Below are 15,375 nucleotides of genomic sequence, written 5' to 3'. Positions count from 1 at the left end.
GCCGCGGGGCGAGCGGGGCGGGTCGGCGACGTCCGGGCACGGCACCGGCGCCGTCCTCCGACAGGCCGGCGGAGGCCCGGGGATCCACGGGAATAGATCCGGCCGCACGTGGTTGAAGGAGGATGTACATGCAAACGCATGGACCAGGCCCCACCGGGCCGGAGGACAGAAGGAGCGCCTGATGCAGTTCGGCATCTTCACGGTCAGCGACATCACGACCGACCCCACGACCGGACGGACCCCGTCCGAGTCCGAGAAGATCCAGGCGACCCTCGCGATCGCGCTGAAGGCGGAGGAGATCGGCCTCGACGTCTTCGCCCTGGGCGAGCACCACAATCCGCCGTTCTGGTCCTCCTCCCCCACCACCACGCTCGGCTACCTCGCGGCGAAGACCGAGAGGATCACGCTCTCCACCGCGATGGCCCTCATCACCACGAACGACCCGGTGAAGCTCGCCGAGGACTACGCGATGCTCCAGCACCTCGCCGGCGGCCGCGTCGACCTGATGCTCGGCCGCGGCAACACCGGCCCCGTCTACCCGTGGTTCGGCAAGGACATCCGCCGCGGCATCGAGCTGACGATCGAGAACTACGACCTGCTGCACCGCCTGTGGACCGAGGACTTCGTCGACTGGGAGGGCCAGTTCCGCACGCCCCTCCAGGGCTTCCAGTCGACCCCGCGCCCCCTCGACGGTGTCGCGCCGTTCGTGTGGCACGGATCGATCCGCTCCCCTCAGATCGCCGAGCAGGCCGCCTACTACGGCGACGGCTTCTTCGCGAACCACATCTTCTGGCCCGCCTCGCACACCCAGAAGATGGTGCAGCTCTACCGCCAGCGCTTCGAGCACTACGGCCACGGGACCGCCGACCAGGCGATCGTCGGCCTCGGCGGGCAGATCTTCCTGGCGAAGAACTCGCAGGACGCGGTCTCGCAGTTCCGCCCCTACTTCGACAACGCCCCCGTCTACGGCCACGGCCCCTCGCTCGAGGACTTCACGGAGCAGACCCCGCTCACCGTCGGCTCCCCGCAGCAGATCATCGACCGCACCCTCGGCTTCCGCGAGTACGTCGGCGACTACCAGCGCCAGCTCTTCCTGATGGACCACGCGGGACTCCCGCTGAAGACCGTCCTGGAGCAGATGGACATGCTCGGCGAGATCCTCCCCGCCCTCCGCGCCGGCTTCGCCGAGGGCCGCCCCGCGCACGTGCCCGACGCCCCCACCCACGCCTCCCTCGTGGCCGCGCGCGACGCGCAGCCCGCGGCCGAGCCCGTCACCGTCTAGTCAGGAGCTCTCCATGGACACCCGCAGGATCACCGTCCTCTCGGCCGGCCTCAGCCAGCCGTCCTCGACCCGGCTGCTCGCCGACCGCCTGGCCGACGCCGCCGAGTCCTCCCTCACCGAGCAGGGCTTCGCCGTCGAGCGGAGCGTCGTGGAGCTGCGCGACCTCGCGCACGACGTCACGAACAACCTCCTCACCGGCTTCGCGAGCCCCGCTCTGCAGACCGCGCTCGACGCGGTCGCCGGCGCCGACGGCCTGATCGCCGTGACGCCGATCTTCACCACCAGCTACAGCGGGCTCTTCAAGTCGTTCGTCGACGTGCTCGACACGGAGGCGCTGCGCGGCCTGCCCGTGCTGCTGGCGGCCACGGGCGGGTCCCCCCGCCACTCCCTGGCCGTCGACTACGCGATGCGCCCGCTCTTCACCTACCTGCACGCGGCGCCCCTCGCGACCACCGTGTTCGCGGCGACGGACGACTGGGGCGGCGCGACCGAGGACGGACGGGCGCTGCCCTCGCGCATCGAGCGCGCCGGACGCGAGCTGGCCGATCAAGCCGCCCGCTCCTCCCGCTCGGGCTCCACGCCCGACCCGTGGGCGCTCGACGGCTCGTTCGAGGGGATGCTCGGCCGCCGCGGCTGAACGCCCGCCGCGCGGATCGGCCGCTCCTCTCATGGATCGGCCGATCCGTCCAGCCGCGATTCCCGCGGCCCTGCCGGAATAGCCTGCCCCCGGGAGCCTGCCGCTGGCCCCCGGAAGGAGGCCGTCATGGGCCTGACCAGCAAGGGGCTCCCCGCGGGGGCTCTCGACCTCTCGCAGCTCGGACGCGCGGTCCTCGACCGCCGCCGCTTCCTCGGAGCGCTCGGCGTCGCCGCCTCCGTCCCGGTCCTCTCCGGCTGCGGCTTCGCCCCCGCGGGCCCCGCGGCGAGCGCCGGCAGCGACACCCTCACCTTCACCACCTGGGGCACCGACGCCGAGCTGGCCGGCTTCCAGCGCGCGATCGACGCGTTCCAGACGGCGAACGCCGGCGCCACCGTGACCCTCAACGCGGTCCCGTACGAGCAGATGTTCACCAACATCGACGCGCAGCTGCAGGCGGGGAACCCACCGGACGTCTTCCGGGTCCCGTACTACACGTTCGGCAGCTACGCCGGCCGCGACCAGCTCCTGGACCTGTCGGGCTTCCTCGACTCCGACGTCGCCGAGCGGTTCACCGATCCGGCCTGGGCCGCGGTGCAGAGCGGCGGGAGCCCCTTCGGCGTCCCCCACCACACCGACACCTCGCTGATCCTCTACAACACGCAGGTGCTGGCCGACGCGGGCGTCACCTCCTTCCCCTCCTCGCCCGAGGAGGCGTGGACCTGGGAGGAGTTCACCGAGGTCGGGCGGAAGCTGCGCGCCTCGCTCCCCGCCGAGCGCTACCCCTTCGCCTACAACTGGCAGGGCAACGGCGTCACCCGCTGGCTGAGCCTGCTCTTCCAGGCCGACGGCCGCTTCCTCACCGAGGACCTGTCCGGGCCCGCGATCGACTCCGCCGCCGGCCGCGCCGCGATCGACTTCAGCCGCAGCTTCTTCACCGACGGCCTCGTGCCGCCGAGCAGCTCCGTGCAGGCGACCACCTACGCCAGCGACCTCTGGTACTCGCAGACCACCGCGATGACCTTCGCCGGCGCGTTCCTCATCCCTGACGCCGACTCCACCCTCGACTTCGAGTGGGGCGCCACCTACTCCCCGCGCAACGTGCGCGGAGGCGGCGACTTCGGCGGCAACGCCCTCGTCGCGACCAAGGCCGCGAAGAACCCGGAGCTGGCCGCCTCCTTCCTCGCGTTCGTGACGGAGGAGGAGGCGATGCGCGACTTCTGCGCCGGCGCCTCCCTCCTCCCCACCCGTCGCGACCTCACGGAGTCAGGCATCGAGTTCGCCGTGCGCCCCGAGCTCGCCGAGGTGTTCCTCGGCCAGGCGGGCACCGTCCAGGCGTCCGACTCGGCGCAGGTCGCCTCGCCCGACATGGCCGCGATCATCACGGTGCTCAAGGAGCAGCTGGAGCAGGCCTTCGTCGGCGGGCGCAGCACCGAGGACACCATCGCCGGCCTCACCTCCGGCATCGCGGCCGCGACGCAGTGAGCCGGTCGGTCCTCGCGCCGGAGGCGGTGACCGCCCGCCCTCGGCGCACCTCCCGCGCCCCCGCCCGCGAGACGGCGGCCGCCTACGCGTTCCTCGCGCCGAACCTGCTGATGCTCGGCCTGTTCGTGTTCGTCCCCCTGGGCGGCGCGTTCCTGATCGGCTTCCAGCGCACGAACGGCTTCGGCGACGGCGTCTTCGTCGGGCTCGACAACTACGCGCGGCTGCTCGGCGACGGCCTCTTCTGGCGCTCGACGCTGAACACGGCGCTGTTCACCCTGATCGTGACCCCGCTCTCGATGGCGCTGGGCCTCGGCGCGGCGGTGCTGATGAACTCGGTGCTGCCCGCGCGTCCGGTGTTCCGCAGCATCCTCATCCTGCCGATGGCGGTCTCCGGCGTGGCGACGGCGCTGATGGGCGTGCTGATCTTCGACGAGAACAGCGGCGTGCTCGACGGCATGCTCCAGACGATCGGCCTCCCCCGCATCGCCTGGCAGTCCGGCGGAGCTGCGGCCTTCGCCTCCGTGGTGCTCGTCACCCTGTGGTGGCGCACCGGCTTCAACATGCTCATCTACCTGGCGGGGCTGCAGGGGGTGAACCCGGCGCTCTACGAGGCGGCCCGGCTCGACGGAGCGAACGCGTGGCAGCAGTTCCGCCACGTGACGCTGCCGCTGGTCGGACCGTCGTCGTTCTTCCTCCTCATCCTCAACGTCATCTACTCGTTCCAGGTGTTCGACATCGTCTTCGTGCTCACCGGCGGCGGACCGCAGAACGCGACCTCGGTGCTCGTGACCTACGCCTACGACACCGGATTCGTCACCCGCGACCAGGGCTACGCCGCGGCCATCGGCATCGTGCTGCTGATCCTGACCATGATCTTCACCGCCGTGCAGTGGCGCACCAACCGCTCGAGGGACCTCGTCGAATGATCCGCACGTCGCGCACCTCGCGCCTGCTCCGCCTCGCCCTCGCCCTCGCCGTCTCGGTGGTCATCGTCTTCCCGCTGTACTGGATGGTCGTCGTCGCGTTCTCCTCGCGGTCCGAGCTGCTCGGCGGCACCCTCCGCCTCTGGCCGCGCGAGCTGACGCTGGTGAACTTCGAGCGGGTGTTCTCGTCGTTCCCCGTGGCGACCTGGTTCGGCAACTCCCTCGCGATCAGCCTGGTCACCGCGCTGATCACCGTGACGATCAACCTGCTCGGCGGCTACGCCTTCGCGCAGCTGCGGTTCCGCGGATCCGGAGTGCTCTTCCTCCTGGCCCTGTCGACGCTCACCCTGCCCGTGCAGGTGATCATGGTGGCGCTGTTCCGGCTCGTCACCGACCTCGGCCTCTACGGGAGCTACTGGGCGGTGATCCTGCCGACGGCGGCCTCGGCGTTCGGGCTGTTCCTGGCGCGGCAGTTCATCCTCGCGATCCCGCGGGACCTGATCGAGGCGGCCCGAATCGACGGCGCCGGGCACTTCCGCGTGTTCACGGCCATCGTCCTCCCCCTCTCGAAGCCGCTCATCGCCGTGCTCTTCTTCATGTCGCTGCTCGGCTCCTGGAACGACTTCGCCTGGCCGCTCATCGCCCTGAAGGAGAACGCGCTGTTCACGCTCCCGATCGGGCTGCTCTTCCTCCAGGGGCAGTTCGGCAGCGACTACGGAGCGACCATGGCGTTCGCCCTGGTGAACGTCGTGCCGATGGTGGTGCTGTTCCTGGTGTTCCAGCGCTACTTCGTGCAGGGCTTCGCGCGCAGCGGCCTCCGCTGACCCCGCGGCGGGGGGGTGCGGATCGGTGCGCTGAGCGGCCATTCGTCCCCCCGTCCGGGGCCGGGAGTGTCAATCCCCCCGTTCCGCCGACCCGGCCGGCGCCGCCCCGCGGTACCGTCGTCGCAGGCGCCCACCTCGTGCGCTCCGGAGCGCACCGTTCGAGCGGAAGGCGGGATCGCCATGAGTACCGTCGCCGCGAACGCCGCCCAGCAGAAGGTGGCCGGCCGCTACTACCTGATCGAGCGCATCGGCTCCGGCGGGATGGGCTCGGTCTACCGGGCCCGCGACGAGACCGTGCAGCGCGAGGTCGCCGTGAAGGTGTTCCGCGCGGAGGCCTCGAACCCCGAGGACGTGGCCCGCCAGGAGCGCGAGGTGCGGATGCTGAGCTCCTTCGCCCACCCCGGCATCGTCAACCTCTTCGACGCGGGGCTGCACAACTTCGGCGGCGAGGTCCGCCGCTACGTCGTGATGGAGCTCGTCGCCGACCCCACGATGGAGGCGCGGCTCGAGTCCGGCCCCCTCCCGGCGGCGGAGGTCGCGGCGATCGGCACACAGCTCGCGGAGGCCCTGGCCTACCTGCACGAGCGCGGCGTCGTGCACCGCGACGTGAAGCCCGCGAACATCCTGGTCAGCGAGGTCGCCTCCAGCGGCTACGCCCGCACCGCCAAGCTCACCGACTTCGGCGTGGCGCACTTCATGGACGGCTCCCGCCTCACCAGCGACGGCGTCGTGATCGGCACCGCGAGCTTCGTCAGCCCCGAGCAGGTCGCGGGCGAGCCGATCAGCGGAGCGAGCGACGTCTTCTCCCTCGGCCTGGTCCTCCTCGAGGCGATCACCGGTCACCGGGAGTACTCGGGCACCGTCCTCGAGGCGGCGATCGCCCGCCTCCACCGCAGCCCCTCCGTGCCCGACACCCTGCCGGCGGAGTGGCGGGCGCTGCTGACCTCGATGACACAGAGGGACCCGGAGAAGCGGCCGACCGCCGACGACGTCGCGCACCGGCTCCGCGGCGGGATGACGACGGGCTCGGCTTCGGGCGCGCCGACCGCCTGGGACTCGCGCGCGGCACGGATCCGGCGCTCCGTGATCATCGGCTCGAGCGTGGTCGGCGTCGGCGCGATCGCGGCACTGTCGTGGATGCTCGGAGCGCTCGCCGGTCGCTGAACGACCGGGCGCGGGGCCCTAGGCCTCGCCGGGGAACGCGGGACGGAGCACGATCCTCGTCCAGGCGCCCACGTAGATACGGTCGCCCTCCTCGACCTCGCGGCGCTGACCGGCGGCGATCGGCGACTGCGGGAGCGGCGCCCCGGCCGGGGCGAGGTACGTGCCGTTCGCCGACTGCAGATCCTCGACCCACCAGCGGTAGCCGTCGGTGCTCAGCTGGCAGTGGCGCCGCGAGACACCGGAGTCGGAGCCGCAGTCCACCTGCGGCGAGATGCCGCGGGAGACGGACGGGCGGCCGACGAGCAGGGTGCGCTCGCGGAGGACGACGGTCGCGGGCGGGCCGGGCGAGGGCATGGGGTCGTCGGCGCGCTGCTCGGCGTACCACTCCGGGTCGACCCAGAGCTCGGCGATCCACGGGCGGTCCGGGTCCGCGGAGGCGGAGGCGGGGCGGGCGGAGCCGGTGGCAGGCGCGGACGCGGCCTCCTCCTCCGACGCTGAGGCCCCGAGTGCCGCGTCGGGGGCTGCGGCCTCGGGTGCAGGGGCCTCCGGGATCACCTCGGTCGGCGGAGCTGCGGGCGGCGCGGTCGCGACGGGGGTGTCGAAGCCGGCCTCCTGCTCCGGGACCAGCTCGGTCGGAGCCGCGGGATCGGCCTGCGGCGCGGGCGCCTCGCCCAGGTGCTGGGCCGGGTCCCCCGACGGCGTCGCGGAGCCGCCGACCTCGCCCGGAGCGCGGACGGCGCCGGAGGAGGTGAACGGATCGGCCTCGGGGAGGGAGCCGGTCGTGAAGTCGTAGCCGCAGTTCTCGCAGAACAGGGCGCCGGGCTCGTTCGGGAACGAGCAGTGCGGGCAGACCGAGGGGCCGGTCGGGATCGCGGTGGTCGGCGCGGCGGGAGCGGGCGACGGGGCCGCAGCGGCACCGATGGGCGCCCCGCAGACGTCGCAGTAGTCGCCGGACTGGGAGGTGTGCCCCTCGGGACAGCGGAAGCTCACTTGCGCACCCGCGTGGTCTTGGTCGACGCGGTGTCCAGCGCCATCTCGTCGAGGCGGTCCACGCCGCGCTTGAGCCGCACGGTGCCCTCGTTCGGGTCGTCGATCTCGACGACCTTCCGCAGCTTCGCGGTCGCCTCGTCGTTCCCGGTGACGGAGGCGAGCTGCACCGCCCGCCCGAGCTTGACCGTGGCGGTCGCCTCGTCGCCCCGCGCCTTGGCCGCGAGCCCGTCCTGGATCGCCGAGGCGAGCTCGGTCTGTCCGGTGTAGTGGGCGACGGCGGGGTCGATGCGGGCGGTCAGGGCGGAGTCGTCCGTCCAGCGCGCCTTCACCAGGGCGGAGGCGACCACCTCGTCGCGCACGCTAAGCTGCACCCGCGCGGCGAGCTGCTCCGAGCCGACCGGCTTCGACGCGACCCGGACCGCCACGTGGTACTCCCGCGACTCGTCGCCCCAGGCGCCGGTCGGGTAGGCGCCGGTGAGCGGGTTCACGGCGTTCCGCCGGGAGCTGAGGTCCTCGAGGTTCGGAGCGACCTGGCGGACGAAGAGCAGCTGCGCGCCCTGCGGAGTCCAGACGCGGAGCTCACCGTTGGCGACTCCCCGGCCCATCGACGCCCGCATCAGCGACTCGAAGTCGGCAGCCATGTCGGCCGGGTTCGCGATCAGGCCCACGGTGCCCAGCAGGGCGCTCGCGATGGTGCGCGCCTCCTCGACGATCCAGCGGGAGCCGACGCCGCGCACGTCGCACTGGAAGTCGCCCGACGCCGCGCGGATCGCCGCGTCCAGCTGCATCCGCGACTCGTGCTCGTTCTTGCCGTCGGTGAGGAGGATCGCGTGCCTCTGCGTCGCCTCCGGCACGGTCGCGAACAGCTGGCGGGCGAGGGTCAGCCAGGTGCCCATCGCGGTGCCGCCGTCGGCCTGGAGGTAGCCGATCGCCTCCTTCGCCGCGGCTCGCGCCCCCGGCTCCATCCGCACCATCGAGACGGTGGCGTTGGGGTACGGGAAGGCGCGGTCGGCGCGCTCGGACCCGGCCACGACGGCGAAGAAGGTGCCGTCCAGGATCTGGTCGACGGCCACGGCGGCGGCGCGCTTCGCGGCCGTCATGTTCTCGCCGGTCATCGATCCGGAGCAGTCCACGATGATGATCTCGGCCGCGGCCCCGTCGGACCCGGCGACCCCCGTGCCGGACGCGGTCACCGTGACGATGGCGTGCACGTCGGTGGCGCCGTCCGAGAGGAACTCGTTCTGGAAAACACTCGCGCTGAACTCCGCCATTCCGGCAGTTTACGGGGACGCCCGGCCTGAGCGGCCCTCCATCGCCGAGGATCGGCCGGGCATCGCGGCCCGACGCCTGCACGACAGCTGTCGGGGCGGGCGGAGGCGGGTCGAGCGCCGCCGGAGCGCCGCCGTCAAGCCCGCCGCGACGGGACGCCGCCGGTGCCAGGGTGGAGCCGTGCCTCCCTGGACCCTCGCCCTCGCCAGCGGCGCGATCGGCGGCGCCACCCTCCTGATCGGCGCCGCGCTCGCCTGGTTCGTGCGCGTGCCCCCGAAGCTCACCGCCGCGATCTCCGCGTTCGGAGCAGGGGTGCTGATCTCGGCGCTCGCCTACGAGCTCGTGCAGGAGGCGGCGGACGACGGAGGACTGCTCCCGACGATCCTCGGCACGCTCGCGGGAGCCGTCGTCTTCGTCGGCGCGGACGCGCTGCTCACCCGCGCCGGCGCGGGGAACCGCAAGAGCGCGAAGGGGTCGGGCGGAGGAGGAGGCGCGGCCATCGCGGCCGGCGCCCTGATCGACGGGGTCCCCGAATCGATCGTGCTCGGCCTCTCGGTCGCCCAGGGCGGAGCGGGAGCGGCGATCAGCGTGCCCATCGTCGCCGCGGTCGCGATCTCGAACCTCCCCGAGGGCCTGTCCTCGACGGTCGGCATGAAGGCCGACGGCCGCTCCGCCCGCTACGTCTTCACCGTCTGGGGCGGGATCGCCGCGATCTCGGCCGCCGCGGCGCTGGTCGGCTTCCTGGTCTTCGCCACCGCACCGGGCGCGGTCGTGGCCTTCGTGACGACCGTCGCCGCCGGCGCGATCCTCGCCATGATCTCGAACACGATGATCCCCGAGGCGTTCGACCGCGACGACGTGCTCACCGGGCTGTACGCGGTGCTCGGGTTCGTGACGGCGTTCGCCTTGCACAGTGCTGGTTAGGACGCCGCTCCCCGCGCGGCGTCCCGCAGTCGGCTCGAGCGCGGGGCCGGGTCCCGAGGAGCGGGTCGCGCACGGCGACGCGGATCCGCTGGAACGCGGATCCCCGGATACGCCTCGCGAGGACGCCGCTGGTTAGGACGCCGCTCCCCGCGCGGCGTCCCGCAGTCGGCTCCAGCGCGGGGCCGGGTCCCGAGGAGCGGGACGCGCACGACGACGCGGATCCGCTGGAACGCGGATCCCCGGATACGCCTCGCGAGAACGCCGCCCCCCGCGCGGCGTCCCGCAGTCGGCTCCAGCGCGCTGCCGGGTCCCGAGGAGCGGGTCGCGCACGGCGACGCGGATCCGCTGGAACGCGGATCCCCGGATACGCCTCGCGAGGACGCCGCTCCCCGCGCGGCGTCCCGCAGTCGGCTCCAGCGCGGGGCCGGGTCCCGAGGAGCGGGACGCGCACGGCGACGCGGATCCGCTGGAAGGTGGATCCCCGGATACGCCTCGCGAGAACGCCGCCGCCTGCGGAACGGAGTGCGGTCAGCCGCTGAAGGCGGTGAGGGCGTCGTCGAGGATGCCGAGGCCGCGGGCGACCTCGGCGGGGGTGATGACGGCCGGCGGGACCACGTGGATCCGGTTGTCGGCGGTGAAGGGCAGGAGACCGCGGGACAGCAGGTCGGTCTTGAGGCGGGCGACGGAGGCCGCCGGCAGCGGGGTGCGCGCGGACCGGTCGGTGACCAGCTCCAGGGCCCAGAACACTCCGGAGCCCCGGACCTCGCCGATCAGGTCGTGCTTCGCCTCGAGCGCCGCCAGGCCGGGGGCCAGGTGCTCCGAGCCGATGGTGCGCGCGTTGTCGACGATCCCCTCCTCCTCCATCGCCTCGAGCGTCGCGACGACGCTGGCCGCGGCGAGCGGGTGGCCCGAGTAGGTGAGACCGCCGGGGAAGACGCGCTCGTCGAAGTGGTGGGCGATCGGATCCGAGATGACGACGCCGCCGATCGGGACGTAGCCGGAGTTGACGCCCTTCGCGAAGGTGATCAGATCGGGGCGCACGTCGAAGGCGTCGAAGGCGAACCACTCCCCCGTGCGCCCGAAGCCCGCCATGACCTCGTCGAGGATCAGCTGGATGCCGTACCGGTCGGCGATCTCGCGCACACCCGCGAGGTAGCCGGGCGGCGGGGTGAGCACGCCGGCGGTGCCGGGGATGGTCTCGAGGAGGAACGCGGCGATCGACTCCGGCCCCTCCGCCTGCACGACGCGCTCGAGGTGGTGGAGGGCGCGCTCGCACTCCTGCTCGAGGCTCTCGGCCCAGAACTCGCTGCGGTACAGGTAGGGCCCGAAGGCGTGCACGTGCCCGCGGGAGTACTCGTTCGGGATGCGGCGCCAGTCGCCGGTCGAGACGATCGCCGCTCCCGTGTTGCCGTGGTACGAGCGGTACAGCGAGACGACCTTGTCGCGGCCGGTGAACAGCCGCGCCATGCGGATCGCGTTCTCGTTCGCGTCCGCACCGCCGTTGGTGAAGAAGACCTTCTCCATGCCCTCGGGCGCCCGCTCGGTGATCAGGCGGGCCGCCTCGGCGCGGGTCTCGTTCGCGTAGGCCGGGCCGACGGTGGTGAGGACGCCCGCCTGCTCCTGGATGGCGGCGACGACCTTCGGGTGCTGGTAGCCGATGGTGACGTTCACGAGCTGGCTCGAGAAGTCGAGGTAGCGGGTGCCGTCGACGTCCCAGACCTCGGCGCCGAGACCGCCTGCGATCGGCAGCGGGTTCAGCGCGCCCTGCGCCGACCAGGAGTGGAACACGCGGGACCGGTCGGCGGCGGTGACCGAGGCGTTGTCGCGGACGGTGGGGGCGGTCGAGGACGTCATGGTCTCCATCGTGCCGCGCGCGCCTCGAGAGCGGGCGTGCGGATCCGTCGATCCGCGGACCCTACGATGGACGGAACGTCGAAGGGAGCCGCGCATGCCCGCGACCGTCCGCGATCTTCTGGCCGAACCGGCCTTCCGCCTCCGCGTGCTCGCCGGCGTCCACGACGAGGCCGACCTCGATGCCCCTCTGGTGTGGGCGCACTCCTCGGACCTCGTCGATCCGACGCCCTGGCTCGAGTCGGGCCAGCTGCTGCTGACCGACGGCGTCCACTTCACCGGGCACGACAGCGCCGAGTTCTCGGAGGAGTACGTCGCCCGGCTGCGCGGCCGCGGCATCCGCGCGCTCGGCTTCGCCACCCGCATCGTGCACGACGAGGTGCCCGCCGCTCTCGTCACGGCGTGCGAGCGCCAGGGCCTGCCGCTGCTGGAGGTGGCGGACCTGACTCCGTTCATGGGGATCATCCGCTTCGTCGCCGACGTGATCTCGCGGGAGCAGCGCGAGCGGCTGGAGTGGTCGCTCGAGGCGCAGCGGCGGGTCGCCCGCGCGGCGCTGCGGCCGGACGGGCTCGCGGCGATCCTCACCGAGCTGGAGCGGCAGCTGGACTGCTGGGTCGCCCTCTACGACGCCGCCGGGCAGAGGGTGCACCTGCCCACCCGGCTCGACGTGCCGGCGGAGGAGGCGGTCGCCGCGGCCGCGAGGCACGCCCTGACCCGCGGCAGCCGAGCGGGACTCCGACTCGACGACGGCGGCGGAGTGACGCTGCAGACGATCGGGCGCCGCGACCACCTGCGCGGGGTGCTCGCCGTGGGCACCGGCACGCCCCTGGACCCGGCGGGCAGCGACCTCGTCGCGAGCGTCATAGCCCTGGCGAGCATCGCGCTGGAGCAGCGGCGCGCGCTGGACTCCTCCCGCCGGCAGCTGCGCTCCGGACTGCTCGAGCTGCTGGCCGCGGGAGCCTTCGACGTCGCCGAGAGCACCGCACGGCGCCTGGGGAGCCCGCTGCCCGCCGAGCCCGTGCGGGTGGTCGTGCTGAGCGCGCCCGTGCACGGCGACTCGCTCCTCGACGAGCTGGAGGTCGTGGCGGAGGAGGACGGCGCGCGCCTGTTCTTCGCCGAGAGGGACGGCTCGCTCGTCGCCGTGGCCGCCGCCGACGGACTCGAGCCGCTGACCGCCGTGCTGGAGCGGCACGGCGCGAGCGCCGGCGCCTCCGCCCCGATCGGCTGGTCGGACCTGGACCGGGGCCTCGAGGAGGCGCGGCGCGCCGCCGAGCGGACGGGAGACGGGACGGTGGTCCGCTTCGAGGACGTCGCCGCCGAGGGGATGATCGGGCTCCTCGCCGCCGCCGGAGCCGCACCGCTCGCCCGCCGGATGCTCGCACCGCTGCTGACCCCGGAGGGAGCCGTGCTGCTCGAGAGCGCCCGCGTCTGGCTCCGCCGCAACGGCGCCTGGGAGCCCGCCGCCCGCGACCTCGGCGTGCACCGTCACACCCTCCGCAACCGCATCACCGCCGTCGAGCGCGCCCTCGGCCTCGACCTCGACGACGTCTCCGCCCGCACCGAGCTCTGGACGGCGCTGCGGCTGCACTCATAGCCGATCTCCTCCTGCGTCGTCGATCGGCCGCGGTCGGTCTCAGGAGGTGGGGACGCTGGAAGAGCGGGTCGCGTACCGCGCACGACGATCCGCTCACACGCGGATCGACGGTTGCGCGGTGCTCAAGAGCCTCTCTCCTCCTGCGTCGTCGATCGGCCGCGGTCGGCCGGGGAGGGTGGTCGCGCTGGGAAGAGCGGGTCGCGTACCGCGCACGACGATCCGCTCACACGCGGATCGACGGTTGCGCGGTGCTCAAGAGCCTCTCACCTCCTGCGTCGTCGATCGGCCGCGGTCGGCCGGGGAGGGTGGTCGCGCTGGGAAGAGCGGGTCGCGTACCGCGCACGACGATCCGCTCCCACGCGGATCGCCGGTTGCGCGGTGCTGGAAAGCCTCTCTCCTCCTGCGTCGTCGATCGGCCGCGGTCGGCCTCAGAACGCGGGAACGATGGGAAGAGCGGGTCGCGTACCGCGCACGACGATCCGCTCACACGCGGATCGACGGTTGCACTCAGCCGTCCCGGTGAGCCTCTCCCGTCGACCGAGCGCTTCCCGCCGGCGCGGAGCGCAACCGGCGATCCGCGTTCCAGCGGATCGACGTGCGCGGTACGCACGACGCCCTCGAGAACGGAACCACCCTCCCCAGCCGACCGCAGGCGATCGACGACGAAGGAGGAGAGAGGCTCACCAGCGCCGCGACTGCGGGCGATCGACGACGCCAGGAGGAGAGAGCCTCACAAGCGCCGCGGAGCGCAACCGGTGATCCGCGTCTCAGCGGATCGACGTGCGCGGAACGCAGGACGCTCTGCGAGACGCGACCACCCTCCCAGGCCGACTGCGGGCGATCGACGACGAAGGAGGAGAGAGCCTAGGAATGCTGCGGGAACCCGAGGTTGATGCCGCCGTGGGAGGGGTCGAGCCAGCGGCTGGTGATGGCCTTCTGCTGGGTGAAGAAGCGGACGCCTTCGGCTCCGTGGGCCTTGGTGTCGCCGAAGAGGGACGCTTTCCAGCCGCCGAAGGAGAACGTGGCGACGGGGACGGGGATGGGGACGTTGATGCCGATCATGCCGACCTCGACCTCGTTCTGGAAGCGGCGGGCCGCTCCTCCGTCGTTGGTGAAGATGGCCGTGCCGTTGCCGAACGCGCCGTTGTTGATGAGTGCGACGCCCTCCTCGTAGGAGGAGACGCGGACGATGGAGAGCACCGGTCCGAAGATCTCCTCCGTGTACGCGCGGGAGGTCGTGGGGACCTTGTCGAGCAGGGTCGGGCCGAGCCAGAACCCGTTCGCGTCCCCGTCGACCTCGATGCCGCGGCCGTCGATGACGACCTCCGCGCCGTCCTCCTCCGCGATCGCGATGTAGGAGGCGACCTTGTCGCGGTGCACTTCGGTGACCAGCGGGCCCATGTCGCAGCCACGGCGTCCGTCGCCGATGCGCAGCTTCGACGCCCTGTCCTGGATCCTGGTGATGAGCTCGTCGGCGACGGGCTCGACCGCGACGACGACCGAGATCGCCATGCACCGCTCGCCCGCCGAGCCGAAGCCGGCGTTGATGGCAGAATCGGCGACGAGGTCCAGGTCCGCGTCGGGGAGCACCAGCATGTGGTTCTTCGCCCCACCGAGGGCCTGGACGCGCTTGCCGTGCTTCGTGCCCGTCTCGTAGACGTACTGCGCGATCGGGGTGGAGCCGACGAACGAGATCGAGCGCACGTCGGGGTGCTCGAGCAGCCCGTCGACGGCCTGCTTGTCGCCGTTGAGCACCGTGTAGACGCCGTCGGGGAGGCCGGCCTCCTTCCAGAGGGCGCCGAGCCAGATCGCCGGGGACGGGTCCTTCTCGGAGGGCTTCACCACGACGGTGTTGCCGGCGGCGATGGCGATGGGGAAGAACCACATCGGCACCATCGCCGGGAAGTTGAAGGGGGAGATGATCCCGACCACGCCCAGCGGCTGCTTGGTCGAGTAGACGTCGACGCCGGTGGAGACCTGCTCCGAGTACTCGCCCTTGAGGTGGTGCGCGAGCCCCGTCGCGAACTCCACGACCTCCTGCCCTCGGGTGATCTCGCCCAGCGCGTCCGAGACGACCTTGCCGTGCTCCGACGTGATCAGCTCGGCGAGCTCCTGCTTCTTCGCCTCGAGGAGCTCGCGGAAGCGGAAGACGATCTGCTGCCGCTTCGCGAGCGACGTGTCGCGCCAGGCGGGGAACGCGGCCTTCGCGGAGGCGACGGCGGCGTCCACCTCGGCGGAGTCGGCGAGCGCGACCTCCTTGGTCGCGACTCCCAGCGCCGGGTCGTAGACGGGAGCGGTGCGGCCGGACGAGGAGGCCGAGGGAGCCCCGTCGATCCAGTGGCCGACGACGGACAGGGCGGTGGCGGGCTCGGCGATGCTCATGGCGACGACTGTAGGGGCGTGACCACGGCCGCGGGGGTGCCGATCCGTCCAGC

General features: G+C 72.6%; 12 protein-coding genes. 8 read left to right on the top strand and 4 right to left on the bottom strand.

Annotation, left to right across the window (positions count from 1 at the left end):
* Positions 1-181 precede the first annotated feature (181 nt).
* The 6 genes from C5C95_RS02270 to C5C95_RS02245 all read left to right on the top strand — a co-directional run bounded on the left by C5C95_RS02270 (position 182) and on the right by C5C95_RS02245 (position 6,312).
* The gene (locus tag C5C95_RS02270) at positions 182-1,282 is read left to right on the top strand and encodes an LLM class flavin-dependent oxidoreductase (RefSeq protein WP_104226200.1); all 1,101 of its coding nucleotides are present in this window, start codon (positions 182-184) and stop codon (positions 1,280-1,282) included.
* A 13-nt stretch (positions 1,283-1,295) separates the two neighbouring features.
* On the top strand, positions 1,296-1,919 hold the full coding sequence (locus C5C95_RS02265; protein ID WP_104249848.1) for an FMN reductase: 624 nt from the start codon (positions 1,296-1,298) through the stop codon (positions 1,917-1,919).
* Positions 1,920-2,045: 126 nt separating this feature from the next.
* Positions 2,046-3,401 (top strand): sugar ABC transporter substrate-binding protein, encoded by a 1,356-nt coding sequence (locus C5C95_RS02260; protein ID WP_104246873.1) that lies wholly within the window; start codon positions 2,046-2,048, stop codon positions 3,399-3,401.
* A 26-nt stretch (positions 3,402-3,427) separates the two neighbouring features.
* Positions 3,428-4,327: a carbohydrate ABC transporter permease gene (locus tag C5C95_RS02255; RefSeq protein WP_244229482.1), complete on the top strand. Its 900-nt coding sequence runs from the start codon at positions 3,428-3,430 to the stop codon at positions 4,325-4,327.
* On the top strand, positions 4,324-5,148 hold the full coding sequence (locus tag C5C95_RS02250) for a carbohydrate ABC transporter permease (protein ID WP_104233145.1): 825 nt from the start codon (positions 4,324-4,326) through the stop codon (positions 5,146-5,148). Before C5C95_RS02255 ends, C5C95_RS02250 begins: the two co-directional genes overlap by 4 nt.
* A gap of 180 nt (positions 5,149-5,328) precedes the next feature.
* On the top strand, positions 5,329-6,312 hold the full coding sequence (locus C5C95_RS02245) for a serine/threonine-protein kinase (RefSeq protein WP_104323706.1): 984 nt from the start codon (positions 5,329-5,331) through the stop codon (positions 6,310-6,312).
* An 18-nt stretch (positions 6,313-6,330) separates the two neighbouring features.
* Here the strand turns inward: C5C95_RS02245 and C5C95_RS02240 are convergent, their stop codons facing one another.
* Positions 6,331-7,302 (bottom strand): FHA domain-containing protein, encoded by a 972-nt coding sequence (locus tag C5C95_RS02240; RefSeq protein WP_104323705.1) that lies wholly within the window; start codon positions 7,300-7,302, stop codon positions 6,331-6,333.
* Entirely contained in the window at positions 7,299-8,573 is a 1,275-nt protein-coding gene (locus C5C95_RS02235; protein ID WP_104223843.1) for a VWA domain-containing protein, read from the bottom strand. The genes C5C95_RS02240 and C5C95_RS02235 overlap by 4 nt, the downstream gene beginning before the upstream one ends.
* 178 nt (positions 8,574-8,751) lie before the next feature.
* Here C5C95_RS02235 and C5C95_RS02230 point away from each other — a divergent pair, with 178 nt between their 5' ends.
* Positions 8,752-9,495, top strand: coding sequence for a ZIP family metal transporter (locus tag C5C95_RS02230; RefSeq protein WP_104223842.1), 744 nt, complete (start codon positions 8,752-8,754; stop codon positions 9,493-9,495).
* 528 nt (positions 9,496-10,023) lie between these two features.
* On the opposite strand, the gene C5C95_RS02225 is transcribed toward C5C95_RS02230, so the two are convergent.
* Positions 10,024-11,349: an aspartate aminotransferase family protein gene (locus C5C95_RS02225; protein ID WP_104323704.1), complete on the bottom strand. Its 1,326-nt coding sequence runs from the start codon at positions 11,347-11,349 to the stop codon at positions 10,024-10,026.
* Between the two features lie 94 nt (positions 11,350-11,443).
* Between C5C95_RS02225 and C5C95_RS02220 the strand changes: the two genes are divergently transcribed.
* A complete protein-coding gene (locus tag C5C95_RS02220; protein ID WP_181125514.1) occupies positions 11,444-12,940 on the top strand; it encodes a PucR family transcriptional regulator in 1,497 nt (498 codons plus the stop codon).
* A gap of 864 nt (positions 12,941-13,804) precedes the next feature.
* Here the strand turns inward: C5C95_RS02220 and C5C95_RS02215 are convergent.
* Entirely contained in the window at positions 13,805-15,322 is a 1,518-nt protein-coding gene (locus tag C5C95_RS02215) for a CoA-acylating methylmalonate-semialdehyde dehydrogenase (RefSeq protein ID WP_104323702.1), read from the bottom strand.
* Positions 15,323-15,375: the final 53 nt, after the last annotated feature.

The organism is Rathayibacter sp. AY1B7, from assembly GCF_002932735.1.
Classification (GTDB): domain Bacteria; phylum Actinomycetota; class Actinomycetes; order Actinomycetales; family Microbacteriaceae; genus Rathayibacter.
Note: the sequence above shows the minus strand (reverse complement) of the source record. Positions and strands in the feature narration are given on the sequence as shown.